A 25,301-nucleotide genomic window follows, 5' to 3' on the forward strand; every position below is an offset into this window, starting at 1 on the left:
CAAAGCACGTAGTGTTCATGGATTTCTAGGAGGGATTTACGCGTCCTTGTGTGCATATCAACTGATCCATAAAAATAAGCCAACAATTCAAATTATGAAGTCATCGGCTTAAGCAGGATTCGGGTTAGGTAATAATTTTTTTAATAGAAATTAAATAAAAATAGTATATAAAATAATGATAAATAAAAAATTTAAAAAAAGGGTTCTTAAACTATTTTTCCTTAATTATTTTGAGCATAAAAAAGCCCTCAAAAAAGAGGGCTTCATTTGATACTTAAATATAATAACTGGTTTTAGTCATTAACTTGGAAATACCGGTCATGGCAATCTTGACTGGAAGGGGTAAATCTACGCCGCCTGCAGCCAAAGCTGTATCACGGTGATGCAATTCATCTTCATTCATCTGTTCCAGAATGCGACGTGAGCGTTCATCTTGTGCGGGCAGTTGATTAATATGATGCTGTAAATGCATACTCACTTGGCGTTCGGTTTCTGCAACAAAACCCAGACTGTATTTGTCCCCCGCAATGCCGGCAATTGCACCCATCCCAAAGGAAAGGCCGTACCAGACCGGATTAAGTAAACTGGTATGGCTATCCAGTTCTTGTAAGCGGTCTTCACACCAGGCCAGATGATCCTGCTCCTCAATTGCCGCCTGTTCCATTTCCCGACGTACATTTGGCAGCTTCGCAGTTAATGCCTGTCCATGATAAAGCGCTTGGGCACAAACCTCACCACTATGATTCACACGCATTAAACCAGCCACATGACGGGCATCACTTACGGTAAGCTGAGTTTCGACCGGTTTGGCTGGATTTTCCCGTTGTGAGGAAGTCGTTCCGGGAACAAGACTGCGTAATGCCTGGTCAAAAGAATGAATAAGCTTATCGACACCTGTATATTGACGCATGAATTAATCCTCCAAAGGGGCTTTTGCGGTTTTGATCATCGGTTTCAATCTATAGAGCAGCCATAAGGTAAATAGACCACTCAACACTGCAGTAATACAGAAAAGTATTTTAAGATCAAACTCTAAAATGCTTAAAATAATAATCGAGAATATAGCAGAAGATACCATGAAAACGGCATTCAGGATGTTATTTGCTGCAACCACACGTGCACGATGTGAGCGGGGAGAATGCGCTTGCATCATGGCGTACAGCGGCACGATATAAAAACCGCCACTGATGCCCAGTAAAGTTACCGCCAGCATCACATGATAATAGCTCCAGCCTTGCTGGAATACATCTGCCAAGCCGAGTAACGTACCTGTACGTTCCGGAACAAAGGCAAGACTTGCTGCCAGATACAATGCAAAAACCACGAGACCAATAGCGCCAATCGGTACCATTTTAATATTGACCTCAGTACCGCCTAATCTGCGGCATAAATAAGAACCTAAACCGATCCCGACAGAGAAAAAGGTCAGTAGCAAACTGGCGACATTTTCAGAAGCATGTAGGTTTTGTAAGGTAAGCTGTGGAATCTGAGTAAGATAGGTTGCCCCATAAAACCAGTACCAGGAGTTACCCAGCAGAATTAAAAAAACCAGCGGTAAGCTTTTGGCATATTTAATAGTCTGAAAGCTGGTCCGGAAAAAATTCCAGTCAATGTTGATTTCAGGCGCTGGAATGCTCTGCTTCAGAATATAACGACTGGAGAGATAGCCAATCACGGCGATACTTAACACCGTCAGGCTGATCCAGATCAGATTGCCTGTAGAAGCAGCAATAACTGCACCACCCAGAATCATACCGAATAAAATTGCTAAAGAAGTGCCTGACTGGAACAGCGCGTTACCTGACATCAGTTCATCTGGTTTTAATACTTCAGGCAAAATGGCATATTTAATCGGGCCGAAAAAAGTGGATTGAGTGCCCATTAAAAACAGGGCAAACAGAAGAATCCATAAATGACCGAGCAGGAAGCCAATGGTGCCCAGAATCATGATCACAATTTCAAAAATCTTTAAATAGCGAATCAGCTGGGAACGTTCATATTTATCTGCAATCTGGCCTGCCGTCGCAGAGAAAATAAAATAAGGCAAAATGAACAATAGTGCAGCAAGGTTATTTAAGGTGCTAATACTGGCTGATTGTTGCTGAATCCAGCCATAGGTAATCACCAGTAATAATGCCTGTTTAAAAACATTATCATTCAGTGCACCAAAAAACTGGGTCAGGAACATGGGTAAAAAGCGGCGGCTCGCTAACAAATGTTCATTGTTGTTCATATAAGACGTGCTACATTAAGATTTATTAAGAAATGTGAGATATACGTAAACATTGAGAAAAATCATGTAAGATACTTTCGTCCATGTAAAGGCAAAACCCAATAATTTAAGTTCTTTAGCTTATCTTTTTCGGTCAAATAATCAATTAAAGAATGTATTCGTTTAGAGTTTGCTATGCCCGCAAAGAGAAAATTTAAACAAACGATGCTGAATCGTAGTATGGGGTCTCTCGTACCATATCATGGCCGAGCCAGGCTATGTATGAGTATATTTTTCATGATGTTATCACATCAGGGCATGGCACAAACCGAGCAGACCGAAACTCCGGTAGCACTGTCTCAGGCAGAAATGATCGAAGAGTTATCCCAGGAAGCTGTACGACAAGGGGTAGCTACGACCGAAACTGAAGCAACAGAAAAAGTTGAAGAAGCTTTAGAGCCTGAAACTTCGGCTGTAGATAGTATGCAAATGCTGCAAGAACAGCAGATTATGGGAACGTCTCTGGGTGAATTTCAGCCAATTGAATTTGATGATTTAGAAAGCCTGCCGGTGCAAACGATTGACCAGAGCATGGCCAATGAGATTTATCAGGTTGCGGAAGAAGCGAAACGCGAGGCGCAAGCCTATCGCCAGACCGCGCAAACTGAAACCGTAGTCAATGACATGAGTCAGCAGGAACTGGTTGAAATCAATCAGGCACCTGTGAATGTTGATCAGCTTATGCAGTCCATTCAGGCCGATAGTCAGATCATCGTGCAAAGAAATGAGTCGGGTGCGACCTTATCCGAATTGCCTGCACCAACAACGCCTGAAAATGACAAACGTCCGAATATTTTCAAACGACTGTTTTATAAAATCCGTCCACCTCGCCAGATTATGACCGCCAGTTTGCCTCGGATCAGTGCAGATGTGGTTATTGTGAATGGAAATGGCACTGCGCAAAGCAATGGCGGATTGAATCGTAAAGCCCAGTCAGAAGGTTATACGAATCTCAGAAATAATGTAAAAGCTAAACTTTCCAGCTTTACCCAGGAATCCTTTGAAGATTTTTCATCTGCATTACCGCAACTCCGTAATCTGTCCAATCAGGCTGCCCAAGCTGTAGGTTATTACAATGCCCAGTTCAGATTTGAAAAATTATCTGACAGTCGGGTTAGAGTCTATGTGACTCCGAATGAGCCGGTCATTATCAATACCCATAATATTGAGTTTAGTGGCCCAGGTGGTGAACAGCCGCAGTTCCAGGTTATTAGTCTTCTACCGGAACAGGAAGAAGGTGATATCTTTAACCATGGGGATTATGAAAAAACCAAAGACCGGATTAATACCGCAGCCAGCAATAATGGTTATTTTGATGCGTACTGGCGCTTGCATGATGTGCGCATTGCCCAACCCGAAAATACAGCCGATGTGAACCTGCGCTTTGAAACAGGTGAGCGTTATAAACTGGGTAATGTAGAGTTCAGGATGAGTGATCCTGAAAAAGAATTTCCGCTAAATCGTGATGTACTGGAAAGTCTGGTTACTTGGGAAGATGGTGCTGATTACACCTTCTGGCGTGTGAATAGTCTGGCCAACAACCTGACGAACTCACGTTATTTTAACTATACGCTGGTGGATGCGATTCGTCCTGATCCTATTGATCGAGAGCTGGAACTGGCACCGGATATTCAGAGTCTGATAGAAGAACAGAAGTTTTCAGAAGATGAAATAGGTGTAGCCAAGAAAGCTGCACCGGCATCCGATCAGGAAGTTACACAGGATGTGGTGGATGAAGATCAGTTTGCTGGTAGTCGTGATGCAGAGAATCCAAATTTAAGAACTTTGCGGGTTCAGCAACAGACTAAAGAAGACGAAGAAGAACGTTTAAAGGCTCAGGCTCGTGAAGAGAAAAAAATTCCGGTGATCGTGACACTGAATGCAGACCGTCTTAACAGTGCCGAAGTTGGTCTGGGTTATGGTACGGATACCGGAACACGCTTACGTGGACAATATCGCCGCGCGATCGTAAACAAGCATGGTCACTCATTTGATGCCAACCTTGAATTGTCACAAATCCGTCAGTCAATTGATGGTCGTTATAATATTCCATACAACCATCCACTTAATGACTATATCAGTATCGTAGGTGGTTATGAGCGTGAAGAACGTGATGGTGTGGCCCAAGGTGATGGCCTGTTAATTGAATCCGCGGTACTTGGTGCTGACCGGATTATTAAAAATCCGCGTGCTAATTGGCAACAAACCTACGGTCTACGTTACCGTCTGGATCGTCTGACGCAGGATGGTTCGGTTGATTTTAGCCAGATTCCGGAAGCATTCAGATTCAATACTGAAGATGAACAGCAGTCTTTACTGGTGGGGTATGAAGTTTCCCGTACTGATAGTGATCGCCGCGTGAACCCGACCAAGGGCTTTAAGCAAACCTATAAAGTCGAATTGGGCAGTGAAGCTCTATTGTCTGATGCCGATATGGCGATTGTGAATGCAGGCTGGCGTTTTATCTATTCACTGGGTGAAAATGCCGATCACCAGTTTGTTGGACGTGCGGATCTGGGTTATATCTTTACTGAAGATTTTGCCAAAGTACCTTATAACCTGCGCTATTTTAGTGGCGGTGATCAAAGTATCCGTGGTTTCGACTATAAGAGTCTTTCTCCGGAAATTGAAGGCTTTAAAGTGGGCGGACAGGCTTTGGGTGTGGCTTCACTGGAGTATAATTATCAGTTCAGGGAGGGCTGGCGCGCTGCAGTATTTGCGGATGCCGGAAATGCCTATAATGAGGATTTTAGTAATCCGACAGAATATGGTGCGGGGCTGGGGATTCGTTGGGCTTCACCGATTGGCCCAATTCGTTTAGATGTGGCGACCGGACTGTCGGATGACAATTATCCGATTCGTTTGCATTTCTTTATTGGCTCGCAGTTATAAAACATTTATTAATTAAAAAATAGTTATTTGGGTAGATCATGGTCGAAAACCAACCACAGCCAGAACAAGAGCAACAACCTGAAGTTGTGCCGAAAAAGCGCCGTATCTTTAGAAGTATTCTATTGTCGGTCCTTTTTTCTCTTATTTTTCTGCTGTCTGTACTGGCGATCCTGTTTTCTACCGATAAAGGCAGTAAATTCCTGCTTGATCAGGTGATGCAGCGCCAGGAAATCATCCATTACGAATATGAAGGCGGAAATCTGTGGCGCGGGATTATCCTGAAAAATGTTCTGGTTACCCTGAAACCGGTCGATGTCAAAATTGATCGTGCTGATGTCAAGCTGGGTTGGCGAGCAATTATCAAAAAAGAAATTCATCTGACTGAAGCAGATGTACTGAATTTACAGATTATTAATAAAAATCCGCCAAGTGATGAGCCATTCAAGTTCAATGCTATTCGTTTACCGTTTGTATTGCGGGTTGATCATTTACTTCTCGATCACTTGGTGATTAAGACTCAGACCAATGCAGTTGATTTTTATAATATTGAACTGAATGAAGCATTATGGTCAGGTACCGAGCTGAATTTCGAAGATTCCCGCATGGACATGGGCTATCTGTCGGTACGTGAAGCTACTGGGAAAATGCAGTTTGAAGGTAAATATCCACTAGATGCACGCGGTATTCTAAATCTGCCTTCACTCAGAGAAAGCTTGAATATTCATGATATTCAAGTACGTGCTAGAGGCACACTGGATACCATTCAGGCCGGGGTCGCGACCAACACGCCAGATTTGCTGACAGGCTGGGCAGTTCTGCACCCGATGCGTCCTAATGTACCCATGCGTGGTGAACTCCAGTTCAAGCAATATCACTGGCCAATCCTGACAGAGCAAAAACTGTTTACGAAAGATGGTGTGGCTGAGTTTAATGGGAATACCAAGCGCCTGGATCTGAATGTTCGCACTGATATTGAAGGTGAAAATATCCCGGATGGGCAATATACCGCAGTGATGTACACCGATCTGGTCAATCAGCTCAATATTACTGATCTAAATGGTCAGCTGATGAAAGGTTCAGTAAGTCTGGCAGGTACTGTAGGCTGGGCTGATCGGGTGGATTGGGATCTGACAGGTCGCATGAATGGGATAGATCCGAAACATCGGCGAATTCCACAGGTGGTGCAAGACTTTCTGCCACCAAGTCTGGACGGTAATATTGCCTCTACTGGTAACCTGGAAAATGGCCTGCATTTGACAGGACTGGTGGATTTTGACCGCTATGAAACCTGGAATATCAAGCTGGATCAGAAGCCAGTTAAAGACAATAAAGCTCAACCGATGTTACTGGATGTGGCCTGGAAAAATATTGATCGTGCTGTGCCTTATATCGGCTGGTTAAAAAGTGAATCAGGCGATGTTGATCTGGTACTGGTCGAAGGCCAGCAGAATATCCATGTCGCTACTCAGGTTGCTCAGCATGAAGAAGGGCTGTTGCCGACAGGAATGTATCAGGCACAACTAAACCTGAAAAATAATATTCTGAATGTTCCAAGTTTTAAATATAGTGGAAATGGACAGGCCGGCAGTCTAACAGGTAATGCACGGGTTGAACTGCCAGAAGAAAAACGTCAGCTCAAATGGTCCGCAGTATTAAATGCCCAGAACCTGAATACTCAAACTCTGGCTGCAGCTTCACCAATTGACCGCTTGAATGGTCGGATAAAAGCCCGTGGTTATGCACGCCCGAATCAGCAAATTATTAATCTTAGCGGTGTAGATCTCACCGGACGACTGGCTGCGCAAAATGAAACCGTTCATCTGACAGGTAATAGTAATATTGCCTTGTTGTTCCATGATGAAAAAGCAGGTGGCGGATTCAAAAGTTATGCGGTCAATTATGATGGTGCATTAAGTGCCAGTCAGATCAAGGCCAGTCAAGGATTGTTAAAACTACGCTTGTCGGGTACGCCTGATATGCTGAATATCAAGGAACTGCGTCATGATGGGGTCGCTGGAAAAATTAATGCCAATGGTCAGGTGAATCTGGCAAATGGTATTGGCTGGAATGTAAATGCCTCTCTGGTGCGTTTTAAACCTCAGTATTTCAATGCCAAGCTTAAAGGTGAATTGTCTGGCAATCTGCAAACCCAAGGTGTCTGGTCAGATGCAGTGAAGCGTGTCCAGATTCAACGCTTAAATCTGGCCGGTATGTTGAATAATAAACCGGTACGCGGTAAGGGTAATCTGGCTGTATTGATTGACTCCAAGCAGCGTGGTTTTGTACCGCAGCAGTTTGAAGCCAATAACCTGTTCCTATCTTATGCCAGCAACCAGCTACAGGCCACAGGTAATGCGCAGAATTTGCAACTTAAAGTGAATGCGCCGGCATTATATGAGCTTTATCCGGGATTAAGAGGCCGGGTACAAGGCTACATCAATATGCAGGCACAACCGCGTTTGCAAGCAACTGCGAATCTGGCAGTGGATAATTTTGCCTTCAAGAACCTATTTAGCGTAGACAAGATTCGGGTACGCGGTCAGTTGCCGACTTCACAAACCACACCGACCTTATTGACTGCGACCATGGATCAGTTGCGTAGTGGCAATAGACAGATTGTACGTGGTGAAGTTTCACTGGCTGGAACGCGCGCTGCGCATGTACTGCAAGTTCAAGCTGAAAACAAGCTGTCTAAATTCTTTGTTCAGCTCGCAGGTGGTTTTAATGCACAAAATAACTGGTTAGGCCAGATCCAGCGCGGTGATTTCGATTCACTGCGTACTCATCTGGTGCAGCGTCAAAATGCAGCTGTAATTTATAACACTGCACAGTCGGATCTGTTTGTCGGTGCTCATTGCTGGATGAGCCAGCAAAGCCAGCTCTGCTTTGATCAGCCAATTCGAGTGAATAAAACTCGAGGCAGTGCTTCTTTTATTACCCGTAATCTGGATCTGGCTGACTTTAGTGCCTTCCTGCCAGAAGGCATAGCATTAACCGGTAAAGTGAATGGTTATGCCAAGGCAGCTTGGGCACAAGGTGCTAAACCGAAAATTGATGCACGTCTGGTAACCCGCAATGGGGTGATCGGCTTATCTTCTGATGATCCGGAATATTTAGGCTCGACCTTAAAATATGATGAAGTGGGGCTGGTCGCAAAAAGCGTGGCTGCCGGTCTACAGATTCGTCTGGATGTGAAAACACCAGATATTGGTACAGGCTATGCCAATGTGATTATTGATCCATATCGTGACAATAAACCAATGCGTGGCGAGATTGCCTTTAACCAGGTTCAGCTGAAGATCTTTAAACCATTCATTCAGGATGTGCGTAATCTGGATGGTACCTTGTCTTATGCAGGTAAAATTAGCGGAACCTTAACCGATCCATTACTTGAAGGTGAAATTCGGGTTAAGGACGGGGCGATCAGCATGATTTCATTGCCAGTCAATCTGACCAATGTGCAGCTCTATTCATCAGTCCGCCAAAATACCGCGACGATTAATGGTGCATTTAACAGTGGCCGTGGCGCTGGTAAATTAACCGGCTCTGTAGACTGGAAAGGTGATCCACGCGTACAGCTCAAACTTCAGGGCGAAAATCTGTTGATTCGTCAGGCACCGCTGATTACTGCAGTGGTTACGCCTGACCTGACCTTGGATATGTATCCGTTCAATAAAAAATTAAGCTTGAGTGGCAAGGTCGATGTTCCTCGTGCACTGATTTCCATGCCTGAAGCCTCTGAACCTGTCGTGGGCTTGTCTTCTGATGTTCGTGTTGTACGTGAAGGAGATGACCAGCTCGCCATTCTGAAAGCGGCACGTCCATGGGATATTCGCGCAGATGTTGCAGTGTCGTTAGGAAATCAGGTGATCTTCCAGGGCTTTGACAGCCGTATACCACTCTTAGGTCGTGTCAATCTGACGCAACGTGGTCTGGAATCTGCGATGCGTGCCAATGGGGCGATCGGGGTATCACAACGGGTGAAAATTGAAGCCTATGGACAAAGTCTGGATCTGAACCGTGCGATTGCACGTTTCAATGGCCCGTTATCGAATCCAACCCTGGATATTGATGCCAATAAATCGATACAGGGCAGCACAGTCGGTGTGCGTGTTACAGGTACAGCCTCAAGTCCTGCCATTCAGGTGTATAACGATGCTGGTCTGTCTGAACAGGAAGCGTTGAATGCCCTGATTACTGGTCGTATCAATGAAGGAGCTTCAGGTTTAAGTCAGGCGGAAGGTTTCAGATCTGATGTAAACAACACCATTGCAGCCGCCGGGATCAGTCTGGGCTTGGGCGGTACGCGTGCTTTGACCAACCAGATTGGCCGTAGCTTTGGCTTGAGTGGTCTGGCACTGGATGCACAGGGAACAGGGGATGATACTCAGGTGTCTGTAACCGGTTATATTACGCCAGACTTGTATATCCGTTATGGGGTGGGCGTATTTACTCCAGTGAACAAGCTGACTTTACGTTATCAAATGAATCAGCGTTTATATCTGGAAGCCAGTCAGTCTTTAGAGCGTGCAATTGACTTGTTCTATAACTGGAGATTCTAATCTAATAAAAAGCCCTCTAAATGAGGGCTTTTTTATAGGCAAGAGATTTAAAAATAGCCTAAGCATTTAAATCATCAGGCTATACTGATTTAAGGTATTTAATAAAATTAATCCTTAAAGGTCTCGTTCAGTGCATTCTGAACGGCTTCCACTCGGGATTTACAGGCTTTATACGCCTGCATAGACTCTTCAACGATTTTCATCAAATTATCAATATCTGGTTCTTGCTGAGATTCAAGTAATTCAGCATTCTTTTTCAAGATGTCATAGCCTTCCTGAAAGCTCAAAGTATCATGACTCATGGGGAGTTACCTGCGTAAGTTGTGCTGAAAATAGACCATCGTGTAATTCAACCTGAACGGGTTGTTGCACATCAATTTGATGAATTGAACGAACCACGTGTTCTTGCTGGCGCACAATGGCATAGCCTTTGGACAAAACATGTTTGGGATTTTGCAGTAGTGTTTCCCGCATCAGGGCATCTAGCTGCTGGTTAATCAGTTGGGTCTGTTGCTGGGCAAGGTTAGAAGTATTGGACTTGAGCTGCTCTAAACGTTGCAAGGCATTCACAATCTGGTGATTGGCCAGATTTTGGATTAATTTTAGATATTGCTCATTCTGGTTTTGATAAGCCTGAATTTGCTGTTGAGAAAGTCGCTGGATGCTTTGCAGGTTATTTATAACTTCTTGCGTCAGCTCGACGACATGATTGCGAATTCCAGCAATCACCTTGCTCGGTGTGTCGAAAGAACGATGAGCGATTTCATCCAGAATCGTCCTGTCTTTTTCATGACCAATACCAACCCAGACGGGAACTGAACGTTTGCAGAGCAGGGCAGCCAATGCATAGTCATTTAAATAAGCCAGATCATTGACTGCACCACCGCCACGAATGATTACGATCAGGTCAGGCGCGTTATGATAAGTTTGTGCCCACTGCTTTAAAGCTTGTGCCAAGCTTTGCATGATGCTTTGCGCTGCCGTATTTCCCTGAAAGGTCGCACTGTGATAGATAAATTCGCATACCTGAGCTTTTTGTAAAGCATCAGCATCTTTCTTGAAATCGCCCAGACCTGCAGCCTTTTCCGGAGCAATCACCAGAATCCGGTTGAGGTCAAAAGGTGTAGGCAGATTTTTATTGCGATCAATCAGACCTTCGGTTGTCAGTCTCTCTACAATCTGCTGATAACGTCGGGCTATATCACCCAAGGTATATCCAGAATCAATCTCTGTAATATTTAGGGAAAACCCATATTGCGGATCAAAGCTGGCTTTGACTTTGATTAAAACCTTAAGGTCCCGGCTTAGCTCAATACCACTTTCACGTTCAAATTGCGTCACAATTTTCTGCGCAGCAAATTTCCAGATGGTGGCCCGGCAACTGGCAATGACCTGATCATTGTCAGGATCTTTTTCTGCCAGTTCCAGATAGTAATGGCCAGCTTTGATATTTAAATTTCGAATCTCAGCTTTGACCCACACCGGTGTATCGAAAGTGATTTTAACCACTTCCTGAACCGTAAAAAGGTATTCTTTTAAAGAAAGCTGGAGATCGTCTTGCATGCCGAGATAAAGTTTAAAATTCAATCAAATATTAAATCAATATGGTCGCTAATACAAACATCAAGCTTCGTGCATAAAAAGGCTAGGACAAAGAAACTGGGAAATAATTAATTTAATGATCTAAAAACAAAATATTAGAGTAATGCTTGGGATCATGAAAGGTAATAAACACTTTGTATAAGAATGTAATGACATTGTCATCTTAAAGCCATTCCAATAGTTAACTAAAACTAAATTTTGGCTATTTGAAAAAAGAAACTACTTTTGAAGGTTGATTATTGGTTAAGGTAAATCATAGGAAATAGTGTGAACTCTAAATGTAATTAAATCTTATAATATTAAGAAATAATCCAGCCGCTTTTTACAGAATTACAAACACTCAAGCCTTTTCAGATCTGACGCTATAAATGGAATATGCTACATTAAAGGCGAATTCCTTTAGAAGAATACCGCTCATGACAAAAATAATTTTATCTGGTTTGTCCGGATTATTTGCATCCATCCTCCTTGCTGGTTGTAGTACAACCCAGTCGACTGACTCAAACTCAGCGTCATTAGGAACAGCTAATCCAGCAAGTGCCTATTGTATCAATCAGGGTGGAAAGCTGGAGATCCGTAATGAAAGTAATGGGCAAGTGGGCTATTGTCATTTAAAAAATGGGCAAGTGGTCGAAGAATGGGAATATTTCCGAGCAAACCAGCCTAAATGTATCGCTGATCAGGCAGCTGCGCTGGTTGGCCAATCCAATTTAACTGAAGCAAAAATCAAAGAGAAAACCAAAGCTCAAATGGTACGCATGGTTGCACCTGGCCAGCCTGTCACTATGGATTATCGTGAAGAGCGCGTGACGGTCACTGTAGATCCAGCCACTAAGAAAGTAGTTCAGGCCAGCTGTGGTTAAGATATGAAATGCTACTTTCGAGCAGGCAGTATCAATAAGAATAGGTAGAAATTTCATTTTAAATGACAAATCTGTGCTGATCTCTTATAGTGCCTCTCGGAAGGAGAAATTCATGAAAAAGTTATTTGCTTTATCGCTGATGGTTGCTCTGGTCGGCTGTGCAGAGAAAAAACCTTTAACCCCTGAAGAGCAGTGGCATGGCTATTGTCGTAGTGTGGGGAATGCTGCACGAACCATTATGCTGGATCGTCAGAATGCGATCGAGAAAGAAAAGGCTGTTGAGCATGCCAACAAGATCGATGATGACATCACTCGCGGTTTTATCCTGAATATTATCGATGAAGTCTATGCACTTCCGGAACAGGAAATTAAGACCGATGTAGATGCAGCCCGTGAGAAAGTCCGCGCTGAATTTACTGAAAAATGTATCGCCACACCGCATGATAAAATGCCAGATTACAAACCGTTCTAAGGAACGGTTTTTTTATATTTGAATAAAGCAAACTAAGGAATCTTCATTCAAATTAAATAGTGGTTTATAGATATAAGAATATTCTTCTAATAATAAAAATAGCCTAAGCAACATTAAATATAATTTGTGACAATTGCTAAATCTAAAATATAGAAATGCTTATCTTTATATTGAATAATGAATTTAACTCCAAAGCCTTTAGGAGAAGAATAATATGGACGTCGTGAAGTATTTATATCACTCAGATCTGCTGTTAGAAGATGAAAAAGGATTGGCGATTATTGGTGGCGGACGCTATGTCCTGAGTGTAGGAGATAAGGTCGTGATTAAGCAGATCTTGGAGCAGGACAAAAAACGCTGTCTGGTCGAGATTTCCTTTGCCAGCAACAACCATAGTCAGACTTATGAAGATCAATGCGAATTAAAATTTGAGGGTTGTCGGGACGCTTTTCAGCAATATTTGAACTCAACGACAGTCCACTAAGGTGTAGTATCTTTTTCTAATTAAATCAGGCAACATCGATGTTGCCTTTTTTATGCGTCAAATTTGGTTAAAAGTTGCCATATCTGTATTTAAATTATGCAAGGCGATGATGATTTGTTTATTGAATGATCTTTATAAGCATCATTTAGTTATAAAATAATGAGCATCACAAAGAAACACTGTACTTGCATTAACTTTTAACTGGAATTTTAGTAAAATTTTAGAGTCCATATTATTTGTGAAGCTTTTATAAAGCAGGAATTCACAGGTAATTTTTTAAAAAAGAGGAATAACACCGTGCTAGAAGCTTACCGCCAACACGTTGAAGAACGTGCCGCACTCGGAGTCCCACCGAAGCCACTTGATGATGCTCAAACTGCTGCATTAGTTGAATTATTAAAAAATCCCCCAGCTGGTGAAGAAGCATACTTAGTTGACTTGCTTGAAAACCGTGTTCCAGCGGGTGTTGACCAAGCTGCATACGTAAAAGCTGCGTTCTTAGCTGCATTGGCAAAAGGCGAAGCGACTTCTCCACTAGTTTCTAAAGAACGTGCGGTTTACTTACTGGGCACTATGCTTGGTGGTTATAACGTTGCTCCTTTAGTTGAACTTCTAGAAGACGCAGAGCTTGGTGGTCTTGCTGCTGAAGCTTTGAAAAAAACGCTTCTTGTATTTGATGCGTTCCATGACGTAGCTGATAAAGCACGTGCAGGTAATGCAAATGCAAAAGCTGTTCTTCAATCATGGGCTGACGCTGAATGGTTCACAAACCGTGCAGACGTTCCAGAAGAAATCAAACTGACAGTTTTCAAAGTAACTGGCGAAACTAACACTGATGACTTGTCTCCAGCACAAGACGCTTGGAGCCGTCCAGATATTCCATTGCACGCAAATGCAATGCTGAAAAACGAACGTGATGGCATCAACCCAGAAGTTCCTGGTGAAGTTGGTCCATTAAACCAAATTAAAGACCTCATCGCGAAAGGCAACAAAGTTGCTTACGTAGGTGACGTTGTTGGTACAGGTTCTTCTCGTAAATCTGCAACTAACTCTGTACTTTGGTTCTTCGGTGACGAAATCGCTCACATTCCTAACAAGAAAGAAGGCGGTTATTGCTTAGGTTCTAAAATTGCTCCGATTTTCTTCAACACTATGGAAGACGCTGGTGCGTTACCAGTTGAAATCGATGTAGCAAACATGAACATGGGTGATGAAATCACTCTTAAAATCGACAAAGCTGCTGCTAAAGTAACTGCGTTCAAAGACGGTGCTCAAATCGCTGAAGCTGACCTTAAAACTCCAGTACTTCTAGACGAAGTTCGTGCGGGTGGTCGTATTAACCTGATCATCGGTCGTGGTTTGACAACTAAAGCACGTGAAGAGCTTGGTCTTGAGCCTTCAACTCTGTTCCGTACTCCAGTACAACCTGCTGACACTGGCAAAGGCTTCACCCTTGCTCAGAAGATGGTTGGTCGCGCTTGTGGTCTTCCTGAAGGTCAAGGTATCCGTCCAGGTACTTACTGTGAACCACGTATGACTACAGTTGGTTCTCAAGATACAACTGGTCCAATGACTCGTGATGAACTTAAAGACCTTGCTTGCCTAGGCTTCTCTGCTGACCTAGTAATGCAATCTTTCTGTCACACAGCTGCGTATCCAAAACCAGTTGACGTTCAAATGCAACACACGCTTCCTGATTTCATCATGAACCGTGGTGGTGTTTCTCTACGTCCAGGTGACGGTATTATCCACTCTTGGTTAAACCGTATGCTTCTTCCAGATACTGTTGGTACTGGCGGTGACTCACATACTCGTTTCCCAATCGGTATTTCATTCCCGGCAGGTTCTGGTCTTGTAGCATTCGCTGCAGCAACTGGTGTTATGCCACTTGATATGCCAGAGTCTGTTCTTGTGAAGTTCAAAGGTAAAATGCAGCCTGGTATCACTCTACGTGACCTAGTACATGCAATTCCTTACGTAGCGATCCAAGAAGGTGACCTGACTGTAGAGAAGAAAGGTAAGAAAAACATCTTCTCTGGCCGTATCCTTGAGATCGACCTGACAGAAATGGAAACTGATCTGACTGTTGAGCAAGCATTCGAACTTTCTGATGCTTCTGCTGAACGTTCTGCTGCTGGTTGTGCGATCACGCTTTCTGAAGAGAAAGTTGCTGAATACCTACGTTCTAACATCACTATGCTTAAGTGGATGATTTCACAAGGCTATGGCGATGCTCGTACTATGGCGCGCCGTGTTGAGAACATGGAAAAATGGTTGGCTAACCCATCACTTCTTAAAGCTGATGCTGACGCTGAATACACTAAAGTGTATGAAATCGACCTAGCTACAATTACTGAACCAGTTCTTTGCTGCCCGAACGACCCAGATGATGCGAAACTTCTTTCTGACGTTCAAGGCGTGAAAATTGACGAAGTATTCGTTGGTTCATGTATGACTAACATCGGTCACTTCCGTGCTGCTGGTAAATTACTTGATAAAGTACCTGGTGGTTCATTGTCTACTCGTTTATGGTTGGCTCCACCAACTCGTATGGACGAGCACCAATTGATGGAAGAAGGTTTCTATAACATTTATGGTAAAGCTGGTGCTCGTACTGAAATGCCAGGTTGTTCATTATGTATGGGTAACCAAGCACGTGTAGCTCCGAACACTACTTGTGTATCGACCTCTACTCGTAACTTCCCGAACCGTCTAGGTCAAGGTGCTAACGTTTACCTAGCATCTGCTGAGCTTGCTTCTGTTGCTGCTGTATTGGGTAAATTACCTTCTCCAGAAGAATACCAACAGTACGCTGCTCAAATCGACAGCATGTCTGCTGACATCTATCAATACTTGAACTTCGACAAGATGGGTGAGTATACAGAGGCTGCTAAAGACATCGATACTAAGAAAATTGCTGCTGCTCAATTAGCTTAATGAGCGAGGAGAAAAGCCGAAAGGCTTTTCTCGAGCGCAAGAGTAAATGTTTGATTTACATTGAAAATTAAGTAATAAGCGGTATAAGATAAGGGCTGAGTAATCAGCCCTTATTTTTTTTGAGATTCTAAAAAATGTCACAACAATATTTTTATCATTCATTTTCTAGATTTTTAAAAAATGAAAGTGAAGCGGATAACTATAAAAGAAGTTTTCAAACATTAGAAAGTATTTTAAAAAATGGGCTCTTATTTGTTCCAGAAGAAATAATACTTCCTTTTGAAATTGAAAGTCCTTTAAAACCAATTGTTCAACATAGGGTCTGTTTTACATTGATAGAAAGGTCTGAGCTTTATAGACATACAGATCTCTTTGGGAAATTTAGTATTGAGTTTAATACAGGTATCCTAAGACAGATTGGTATAACACCTGCTATGTACTTACCAATATTTAATTATGATAATGATAGACATCTTGAGAATGTATCTTCTAAGTTTGTTTATAGATTATTAAAGTTTCATCAAAATGCTAGAGAAGAAGCTGAACAGATAGAAGCGGAATTAAAACAAGCTTTACTAACCCAAAATCATATAGAAATTAATAGACTAGATAATAAAAAAGCAGATCTTCTAGAAAAAAGAGCATGGTTTGAAGGGTTGGCGAATATGATTTATCCTTTAGATAATAAGAAATATACTCAGGAAAATGGATATTATCAGCAAAGGGAATGGAAGCTACCCGCAAATCTTACTACGAATGGCATTGATACTACAGAAATAGCTACCCTTAATCAGCAAAAGGAACTTTTAGCTATTAATCAAAAGTTTTTTTCAAAAGATATTAATTATTTAGGTGGAAAGCTACCAAGGCATATGATTTGTTTTTTCTTAAAATATTTTAAAAATAAACATATTTTAGAGCATGCGAATAAAATCATTGTACCTCAAAAACATATATTTCAAGTTCAGCAACTACTAAAGACATATAATGTTCCTTTAAAGGTTGAAGTGCTTTAAATATGCGACGTTGGTAAGATCGTGGTCAAATCTATATATGTTTAAATGGCTTAGAGAGAGATAAACAATGCCCAAACAATCCCGATTCCTCTGTATTGGTGGTTTCCTTAACGGAACTCAAGTCAAAGACCAAGGCGACAGTTTTGTCTGTGTCGAAAATGGAAAACACGTGACTTACCATAAAAAGGAAATCTTTCACCAAGACGCTTGGGATCACGACTATTATGTCTGTGAAACTACGACTGACCAGCAAGCCAAAAATTGGGTTTATGATATTCCATCGCATTAATTACCCTGATTCAGTCTATTAATTAAACAATTACTAGAAACAGTAACTTGCATAACATTTCTAAAATTGATTTTTCATACTATTTTCCTAAAACTGTATGAAAATAAAGCCAATAGGGAATGTTATGAATTATGAAATTGATGCCTTTGGCACCTTGGTGATTGCAGTATTTTTTCTTTTTATTGGGCGGTATCTTGTTAGTAAAATTGGCTTCTTTAGAAACTATAATTTACCTGAACCTGTAATCGGTGGTCTCATCGCAGCGATTACAGCTTTTATTCTCTATAAATTTTTTAATATCAGTGCCACATTTGACTCAGAAATCCAAACTATCCTGATGCTGATGTTCTTTACATCAGTTGGTTTAAGTGCAGACTTTTTGAAACTTAAGGAAGGTGGAAAATCACTGCTGATCTTTCTGGTCTGCGTCATTCTATTTGTAGTTGTACAAAATGCGGTAGGTATGAGCTTAGCTACAGCACTTGGACTTGATCCATTGATTGGCTTGATTGTTGGTTCTGTTACCTTAACAGGTGGACATGGTACTGCCGGTGCTTGGGGTGAGGTGCTTGAAACTCAATATGGAATACAGGGGGCAATTGTCCTCGGAATGGCAAGTGCTACTTTTGGTTTGATTATTGGTGGACTTGTGGGTGGTCCGGTTGCCAAATTCTTGATTAAACGCAATCAGTTGGCAGAGACAGTAGCGCAAGAGACTAATGAACAACAACTCGATACTAGTATCAACACCGCACCCTTCGAATATCCAAAGAAAACTCGGTTGATTACAGCCAGTAATGCAGTGTCGACTTTGGGGATGTTTGCACTATGTATTTTTGTTGCGAATGAAATGACAGAGATTAGTCAAGGACGATGGTTCGAACTGCCGACCTTTGTCTGGGCCTTAGGGACAGGGGTGATTGTACGTAACTTCCTGGAGCATGTACTGAAAGTCGATATTTTCGACCGTGCTATTGATGTATTCGGAAATGCGTCATTGTCTCTGTATTTATCTATGGCTTTACTGTCACTGCAACTTTGGTTGTTGGCCGATTTGGCAGGCCCGCTCATTACCATTTTGTTTGCGCAGACAGCGGTACTGATTTTATTTACCGCAATTGTGACCTTTAGAATTATGGGAAAAAATTACGATGCAGCGGTATTAGTCGCAGGACATTGTGGTTTTGGTATGGGAGCAACACCGACTGCAATTGCTAATATTCAAGCGGTCACCAATAGTTATGGTCCATCGCATAAAGCCTTTTTGATCGTACCGCTGTGTGGTGCATTTTTTATTGATATTGTGAATGCTGTGGTCATTCAGAGTATCATTGCATTTTTCGGTTAAATGTTAATACGACTTTAAAATCATATAGACATGAAAAAGCCCCATGGTTAGGGGCTAGTCGTATGCACATCTAAGGCACATACTGTAAGAGGCTCATCTCATACTAAGTGTATTAGAACACAGAACTGCATGGACGGATATAAATATCGTATTTTCCTCACCAGATTTTTAACAGCTGATTTATTTATATTCGGTTTGATCTTTATTTTAAAATCAGTTTAGTAGGGGAGTTACCAAACCAAAAGATTGTCTTAATTTAAGACGAATGGTATTTCTATTAATTTAATGACGCTTATCAATGTGATAGAGTTGGCAAGTTTTTTCTAAAACAACTTAAAAATTATAAAATTAAATAAAAATTAGGTTAGTTATAATGTTCATAAAACAAAAACATCCAATATTATTGGGAGTAGCACTCTCATGTTTATTATCCGCATGTGGTGGCAGTGGAAGTTCTGATAGTTCTAATTCTTCAACCAATGAATCCAATAATAATCTCACCCAAACAACTTATGCAGAAATTTCAGGTGTTGCATTCGCTAATAAAGCGTTGGCTTCAGCAGAAGTAAATGCAATCTGCAAAGATGGCAGTGGATTTAAATCTAAGGTAAGTACAAATCAAGATGGAGCGTGGTCTGGTGAGGTCAACGCATCACAGTTTCCATGTCGTATCGAGGTGCAAGCTGACCGAAAATATTATGGCTATGCGCAAAAAGCCGGGAATGTGAATGTAAACCCATTAACAGATTTATCTATAGCTTATGGGAGCTCACAACTACCTGAAATATGGTACAAATCAGGGGTGATATCTACCGATAAATTAAATTCAGGTCAATTTGAATTATTAACTGAATTAATTAAAAAAGGTTATGGCATTGAAAACAATGTCGATATTTTTAATGGTAAGGTTGAAATAGCTGATCCAATTCATCAAGTTATACAAAATTTATTGGAAGCAATTCGAACTGGAAATACAATTAAAGATTATGATGCTTTATTGATATTGGTTAAGGATGGGAATTTATCTTTTATACCAGATAAACCTAATAGTGCTTTAGTTGATCCATTGAATATACAAGTAAATACAGGCGCTTGTGTTCCTTATGATCCAAAGGAATTCGGTCGATATGAATATTGTAATTCTAGCGTACTTCCAGATTTCGAAGAAGATCAATTGATTTCGGTATTTGGTCAAAAATGTGTATTAACGAAAGTCGGTGAAATATTAAGTATTACTGACGGTAAATTGACAATTTCCGCTCGTATTAATCAAGACAAAGATGACGCAATTTTGGTGCAATATAGTGAGGGTGCTTTATTTGCTGCAGTGAATCCAAATCCTCTAGATGCAGATGATGTGACGCATAACGTCGCCATTTCATTGCTTCCATCAGGTCAAATAAATGGTGTAACTGCAGGTAATGATCAAGGGGATGCTTTATACTGCGCATCAACACGCCCACATTAATAAATTGATTTTATAAATGTTCAGACATTAAAAAGCCTATGGTTAGCGACTAGTCATCTTGTGTATTAGAGCGCATATATGATGGAATTTATAAAGAATCTTATTAACTCAAAAAACCATCAGGTCGGGTTACAGGCCTGATGGTATCAAAATACAAAAATGAAAAAGAGTTAAATCGCTGTGATTTCCTGTTCAATCACCGGCCATAAATTCTGGTGGCTACGTTTAAACATTAGCATATGTCCAATGGCTTTATGTCCAAAAGCGGAGGGCTTGAGTTCTTTATGACTGGCATTTGCATTTGGATATAAACGGATCAAATCTTTGACATTGGCTTCGGTGGCAATTTCATCATCCGTACTCCATAGCACTGTAATCGGGCAGGTGATTTGCTCATGATGATCTTCGGTTTTTGGCACAGTCTTACCAATGGCATTAATGACATAACCCGGCTTACTACAGAACTGTGCCCATTGTTTTGCCACATCTTTCGGCAGATTTTCACCCATACCAATTTTGCTGGTTGGGCCATAACCCAGAGTAAAGCGTGATAGAGGAAAGATCACATCAAACATGACAGGAGCGAGTAGTTTGGTTCGACCTTTTAAGCCTTTGACATGACCAGTTGAACCAGAAACAGCGACGACTTTCGCTACTTTGTCATAGTTTGGCACGATACCGAGTAACTGACCGCCAGCACTATGGCCAAGTAAGATGACCTTTGCTGCCTGAGTTTTAGCTAATAGCGCATCTATCGCAGCCGGAATGTCCAGTTGTCCCGATTGCACAATACTGGCTTTAGACTGCTTAACTGAACCTTTTAAAGATTCCCCAATACCTCGAAAATCAAATACCATTACGGCATAACCCTGAGCTTGCAGCCAACAGCTAAAAATATGATAAAACTGTTTGGTAATGCCAGTCGCAGGACAAATTAATATGGGAGATTTCTTACTTTCAGTCTCAGTGACTGGATAAAAACGTGCACTTAATTGATAGCCATCCTGGCACTTTAGAGTCAATGTTTCGAATTCAGACATGGGCTACACTATATTTTTGAATCAGAATGAATGCTTAAATTTACCTGACTTCTTCAAAGAAACTTGTTAAAACAATGACTAAAAAGTCAGTACGATGATAAAAAACGGAATGAAAATATGCAGGGAATCGAACTTGATCTGGCAGTAAAGATCGCGATTATTTTTAGTGGAATATTCTTATGGATGGGGATGTTAACCGGGGTATGGAAATATTGGCAAATCCGCCAGTCTGTCAATTCACGGGCGCATTATTATGTGGATATTGCGCATCGCAGCAGTCTGCTTTATGCCCCTGCGACATTGATTCTGGCGGTATTGGCTTATTATTCAGCACTATCTTCGCAGATTAATTTGATCTGTGTATTGATCAATGTTCTCTTTTTCAGTTTCTCGATTGGCGCTTATATCTTGCATGGGTTTTTGAAAGACACCACTAATCAGTTTAAGCGACCGTATCAACTGGGTAAATTTCAGTTGCCGGGCGTGCTTATGACTTTGGCAATGGTCAGTTTGATTATTGCGGAATTGGGAGGGACAAGTGTGCTTCTTTATGGGGCGGCGGTTGGATTATTCTAATTTTTTAATAGTTGATTTTATTTTTTGAGCTTTAAGCTCAATTTATTTCTTTTCTGCCAGATGGATGACTGGCCAGATCATCCACTGGGGTATAAATTTATTAATAAATTATCGGTATTTCTGGTCGATCACAGCCCATAAGAAAAAGGCTGCCGAGACAATCAAGGCATAACCGACGTACTCAAATTTTAAATTGCCTTGAATTAAACAATGCACAATCAAGGTCAGCATAAGCGCAACCGTGGTGCTCAAGAAAGTCACCAGATTGGTATTTGCCTTAAGAGCGTCAATGAAGACTTGCTTTTTGAAATGTACTGATAACATCTCCATCCCTCCCGTTTATTTGTATTATTGAAGAGTAAATCTTATTGATTTAGTCTGAATTGAATATACAGTTGTACTTCTTAATTTCAACCTTTGCAACTATTTAAGTGAACTTTAACAGTTAAAAAAGGCCTCCTTTAGTCGTATTACTGCACTAATCAATGATTGCCTCCGAATCATCATCTTAAACATTTCAGCGAGGGCAGTTCGACTGAAGTGTGCAAGCGATCATTCATTGCTACCATAGGGAAAAGCAAATTCTATGCCAAAGATTTGTAGAGATAATCCAGAGAATGTAAGTCTATGTAGGATGATGAAGGTGAGTTGGTTTCATCAGGAAACAATATGTTTTAAAAACAGTAAAATACAGAGTTGTGTTGATCTTCTGCTAAAGAATGAAAATGGAAGTAAGAAAGAAGCTAATTAAAATAATTGATAAAAGTCTATAAAGCTTTCTAAAATACAATCTGGCTGTGATCATGATTAGAGGAGGTAAACAATAAATGCCGGTTTGGGTAAAACCTGACAGTTATTGATCACGCTAAAACCGGATTTTGGGTAAAAATACGATTTTTATGACCTCTTAGAAAGATTAATTTCTGATGCGGTCAATCACAGCGGTAATGACAAGAACAATAAGAGATGGAATCAGCCATGCCATATTTTGTTCAGAAAGCGGTAAGTTCTGTAGCAATTCAGGTAATTCAAGACCAGCAACTTTAAGCCCATCAAAAACACCGAAAATAAATGCAACCAGTGTGGTCGGTGCAACAACTTGAGCAGGCTTTTTAAAGAAATGACCGCAGAAGCTTAGCAGGATCACTGCAATCGCAGGCGGATAAATCGCGCTCAATACAGGCACAGAAACGGCAATTAGTTTGGTCAAACCAAGATTTGAAATCACCAGCGAGAAGCCGACCAGTACAAAGACAAAGGCTTTATAAGGCAGTTTGGTAATAGACGAGAAATATTCAGCACATGCGCAGGTCAAACCAATCGCAGTCACCATGCAGGCAACAAAGATCATGGTAGCAAGGAAATAAGCACCCATATCACCAAAAGCATGTTGTACATAGGCATGCAGAATAATCGCACCATTGGCAGCATTAGGGGCAACATCGTGACTACCTAGGCCTAGTTTAAACAGGCTGAGATACACCAGCGTCAAACCGATACCAGAAATAATCGCTGCATTGACTGCATATTTGGTAATCAGCTTGCGATCCGTTACGCCACGAGAAGTAATCGCACGCACGATCACAATACCAAAGACCAATGCGCCTAAGGTATCCATGGTCAGATAACCATTAACGATGCCTTCAGTGACCGGACTTGTAACATAGTTACCCACTGCAGCAGGTGGTTTGCCGGCAGGAATCAACACTGCAGCACCGCCTAAAATAATCAATGCGATAATTTTTACTGGAGACAGGAAGTATCCAACCGTATCCAGAATCTTATTTGGATAAAGGGAAACCAGAGTCACTACAGCAAAATAGATCACACTATAGATCAGCAGGTTGCTAGGTGCATTGCCAAAGTATGAAGAGAAGCCGATTTCATAAGAAACGGTTGCGGTACGTGGTGTCGCGAATAAAGGTCCAACCGTCAGATAACACACAACAGTCAGTAAAAGACTGGCAGCTTTACCTAAAGGAGAACTTAAGATCTGGATTGAACCTTCAACACGTGACAATGCCACGATGGTGATAACAGGTAGGCCAACTGCCGTAATCAGGAAACCTAGGGCAGCTAACCATACATGCTCACCGGCTTGTTGAGCCACAATCGGTGGAAAGATAATGTTGCCCGCACCAATAAACAGTGCAAAGGTCATAAAACCTAAGGCCACAATATCTCTTGTACGGAGACTTGTCATAGAGGGAGAACAAATAAATAAAAGAAAGCGATTTTAGTGTATATATGATGATTTTTGGAGTTTAATTTAATGCTGAAAGCCTTGATTTTACTGATCTTGACGATCGGATAATGGGAACTTTAAAAGCTTGGTAGAAATATATCTTTGATATTCAGTTGAAAAAATTATAATTTATTTTTAAATAAATAAATCATTTAGGCTCCATTTCATCATTTTAAGCTTATTGTTTGTATAAATAAGCAGCATTGAGATTCTCTAGAGCAAGTTTTAAGAATTGTCATGCAGAGCGAACAAATGCGCATCTTGGCTGAAAAAGGACTATAATTTCCCGATTCACCTTGAGGATAGATCCATGCGAGCTCCAGCGATTACTCTGAAAACCGAACAAGATATCGAAAAATTACGTATATCTGGGCGTTTGGCTGCACAGGTCTTGGAAATGATCGGGGAGCATGTCAAGCCGGGTGTCACGACTGAATATCTGGATGACATCTGTCATGATTTTATCGTCAATACGCTAAAAGTGACGCCTGCCAATATTGGCTATTATGGTTATACCAAAACCACCTGTATTTCACCGAATGAAGTGGTTTGTCATGGTATTCCATCTCCGAATACTGTCTTGCAAGACGGCGATATTATTAATATTGACGTTGCGATCATTAAAGATGGTTATTTTGGCGATACCAGCCGAATGTATTATGTCGGCACACCATCTCCTGAAGCCAAACGTCTGGTCGAAACCACTTATGAAGCTATGGTTGCGGGGATTCATGCCGTTAAACCGGGTGCAACCCTAGGCGATATTGGTTATGCAATCCAGTCTGTTGCACAGCGTGAAGGCTACACCATTGTGCGTGAATATTGTGGTCATGGGATTGGTAAAATTTATCACGAACAGCCAAACATTCTGCATTACGGACAACCAGGTCAGGGCATCAAACTGGTACCCGGTATGGTCTTTACCATTGAACCTATGGTCAACATGGGTAAAGCGCGTGTTAAAGAGTTGAAGGACGGCTGGACAGTCGTGACTGCAGATAAATCCTGGTCGGCTCAATGGGAACACATGGTAGTCGTGACTGAAACAGGTTTTGAACTGTTATCGCCGTGGCCAGAAGGCACTGGCGAATATCCGGAAATTTAAATTATTTTTCATGTTATGCATTGAAATACAGTAGCTTACATAAATTACAGCATACGTGTTATTAATGACAAAAGCCTACAAAATACTACATGAAGAAGTGGTTTAACCAGCCAAATTCTCTTAATCTATT

Annotated in this window: 19 protein-coding genes and 1 pseudogene; 13 read left to right on the forward strand and 7 right to left on the reverse strand. The window is 41.5% G+C overall.

Annotation, left to right across the window (positions count from 1 at the left end; translation table 11 throughout):
- Positions 1 to 112 (forward strand): annotated as a pseudogene (locus FTV34_RS11160) (IS982 family transposase); the annotation flags it as partial.
- 162 nt (positions 113 to 274) lie between these two features.
- Here the strand turns inward: FTV34_RS11160 and coq7 are convergent.
- Both coq7 and FTV34_RS11170 read right to left on the reverse strand, forming a co-directional pair.
- Entirely contained in the window at positions 275 to 910 is a 636-nt protein-coding gene (gene coq7, locus FTV34_RS11165; RefSeq protein ID WP_004783823.1) for a 2-polyprenyl-3-methyl-6-methoxy-1,4-benzoquinone monooxygenase, read from the reverse strand.
- Positions 911 to 913: 3 nt separating this feature from the next.
- Positions 914 to 2,233 carry an MFS transporter gene (locus FTV34_RS11170; protein ID WP_180070192.1) on the reverse strand — a complete coding sequence of 440 codons (1,320 nt, stop codon included), beginning with the start codon at positions 2,231 to 2,233 and terminating at the stop codon, positions 914 to 916.
- A gap of 174 nt (positions 2,234 to 2,407) precedes the next feature.
- Here FTV34_RS11170 and FTV34_RS11175 point away from each other — a divergent pair, with 174 nt between their 5' ends.
- The gene (locus tag FTV34_RS11175) at positions 2,408 to 5,164 is read left to right on the forward strand and encodes an autotransporter assembly complex family protein (protein WP_180070194.1); all 2,757 of its coding nucleotides are present in this window, start codon (positions 2,408 to 2,410) and stop codon (positions 5,162 to 5,164) included.
- Between the two features lie 38 nt (positions 5,165 to 5,202).
- Positions 5,203 to 9,726, forward strand: coding sequence for a translocation/assembly module TamB domain-containing protein (locus tag FTV34_RS11180; protein ID WP_180070195.1), 4,524 nt, complete (start codon positions 5,203 to 5,205; stop codon positions 9,724 to 9,726).
- Positions 9,727 to 9,833: 107 nt separating this feature from the next.
- Here FTV34_RS11180 and xseB read toward each other — a convergent pair whose 3' ends face one another.
- Positions 9,834 to 10,028: an exodeoxyribonuclease VII small subunit gene (gene xseB, locus FTV34_RS11185; RefSeq protein WP_005235956.1), complete on the reverse strand. Its 195-nt coding sequence runs from the start codon at positions 10,026 to 10,028 to the stop codon at positions 9,834 to 9,836.
- A complete protein-coding gene (gene xseA / locus FTV34_RS11190) occupies positions 10,018 to 11,289 on the reverse strand; it encodes an exodeoxyribonuclease VII large subunit (protein ID WP_180070197.1) in 1,272 nt (423 codons plus the stop codon). Before xseA ends, xseB begins: the two co-directional genes overlap by 11 nt.
- A 455-nt stretch (positions 11,290 to 11,744) precedes the next feature.
- Between xseA and FTV34_RS11195 the strand changes: the two genes are divergently transcribed.
- From FTV34_RS11195 to FTV34_RS11230, 8 genes are all read left to right on the forward strand, one after another.
- Positions 11,745 to 12,191: an I78 family peptidase inhibitor gene (locus FTV34_RS11195; protein WP_180070199.1), complete on the forward strand. Its 447-nt coding sequence runs from the start codon at positions 11,745 to 11,747 to the stop codon at positions 12,189 to 12,191.
- 112 nt (positions 12,192 to 12,303) lie between these two features.
- Positions 12,304 to 12,663, forward strand: a complete 360-nt coding sequence (locus FTV34_RS11200; protein ID WP_004783806.1) for a hypothetical protein — start codon at positions 12,304 to 12,306, stop codon at positions 12,661 to 12,663.
- Positions 12,664 to 12,877: 214 nt separating this feature from the next.
- Positions 12,878 to 13,147 (forward strand): hypothetical protein, encoded by a 270-nt coding sequence (locus tag FTV34_RS11205; RefSeq protein WP_004783805.1) that lies wholly within the window; start codon positions 12,878 to 12,880, stop codon positions 13,145 to 13,147.
- A gap of 297 nt (positions 13,148 to 13,444) precedes the next feature.
- Positions 13,445 to 16,084 carry a bifunctional aconitate hydratase 2/2-methylisocitrate dehydratase gene (locus FTV34_RS11210; RefSeq protein ID WP_180070201.1) on the forward strand — a complete coding sequence of 880 codons (2,640 nt, stop codon included), beginning with the start codon at positions 13,445 to 13,447 and terminating at the stop codon, positions 16,082 to 16,084.
- Between the two features lie 134 nt (positions 16,085 to 16,218).
- Positions 16,219 to 17,100, forward strand: a complete 882-nt coding sequence (locus tag FTV34_RS11215; RefSeq protein WP_104491590.1) for an abortive infection system antitoxin AbiGi family protein — start codon at positions 16,219 to 16,221, stop codon at positions 17,098 to 17,100.
- A gap of 67 nt (positions 17,101 to 17,167) precedes the next feature.
- On the forward strand, positions 17,168 to 17,389 hold the full coding sequence (locus tag FTV34_RS11220) for a hypothetical protein (RefSeq protein ID WP_180070203.1): 222 nt from the start codon (positions 17,168 to 17,170) through the stop codon (positions 17,387 to 17,389).
- A gap of 124 nt (positions 17,390 to 17,513) precedes the next feature.
- Positions 17,514 to 18,737, forward strand: a complete 1,224-nt coding sequence (gene gltS, locus FTV34_RS11225) for a sodium/glutamate symporter (protein WP_180070205.1) — start codon at positions 17,514 to 17,516, stop codon at positions 18,735 to 18,737.
- A gap of 373 nt (positions 18,738 to 19,110) precedes the next feature.
- Positions 19,111 to 20,205 (forward strand): hypothetical protein, encoded by a 1,095-nt coding sequence (locus FTV34_RS11230; protein ID WP_180003715.1) that lies wholly within the window; start codon positions 19,111 to 19,113, stop codon positions 20,203 to 20,205.
- Between the two features lie 170 nt (positions 20,206 to 20,375).
- Here the strand turns inward: FTV34_RS11230 and FTV34_RS11235 are convergent, their stop codons facing one another.
- Positions 20,376 to 21,245, reverse strand: a complete 870-nt coding sequence (locus FTV34_RS11235; RefSeq protein WP_180070207.1) for an alpha/beta fold hydrolase — start codon at positions 21,243 to 21,245, stop codon at positions 20,376 to 20,378.
- Positions 21,246 to 21,362: 117 nt separating this feature from the next.
- Between FTV34_RS11235 and FTV34_RS11240 the strand changes: the two genes are divergently transcribed.
- Positions 21,363 to 21,821, forward strand: coding sequence for a hypothetical protein (locus FTV34_RS11240; protein WP_180070208.1), 459 nt, complete (start codon positions 21,363 to 21,365; stop codon positions 21,819 to 21,821).
- A gap of 108 nt (positions 21,822 to 21,929) precedes the next feature.
- Here the strand turns inward: FTV34_RS11240 and FTV34_RS11245 are convergent, their stop codons facing one another.
- Together FTV34_RS11245 and brnQ are read right to left on the reverse strand one after the other, a co-directional pair.
- Positions 21,930 to 22,145 (reverse strand): hypothetical protein, encoded by a 216-nt coding sequence (locus FTV34_RS11245; RefSeq protein ID WP_004783783.1) that lies wholly within the window; start codon positions 22,143 to 22,145, stop codon positions 21,930 to 21,932.
- A gap of 592 nt (positions 22,146 to 22,737) precedes the next feature.
- Positions 22,738 to 24,024: a branched-chain amino acid transport system II carrier protein gene (gene brnQ / locus FTV34_RS11250; protein ID WP_180070210.1), complete on the reverse strand. Its 1,287-nt coding sequence runs from the start codon at positions 24,022 to 24,024 to the stop codon at positions 22,738 to 22,740.
- Positions 24,025 to 24,376: 352 nt separating this feature from the next.
- Between brnQ and map the strand changes: the two genes are divergently transcribed.
- On the forward strand, positions 24,377 to 25,171 hold the full coding sequence (gene map, locus FTV34_RS11255; RefSeq protein ID WP_180070212.1) for a type I methionyl aminopeptidase: 795 nt from the start codon (positions 24,377 to 24,379) through the stop codon (positions 25,169 to 25,171).
- The last annotated feature ends 130 nt before the right edge of the window (positions 25,172 to 25,301 follow it).

It is taken from the genome of Acinetobacter sp. YH16038 (assembly GCF_013417275.1).
Lineage (GTDB): Bacteria > Pseudomonadota > Gammaproteobacteria > Pseudomonadales > Moraxellaceae > Acinetobacter.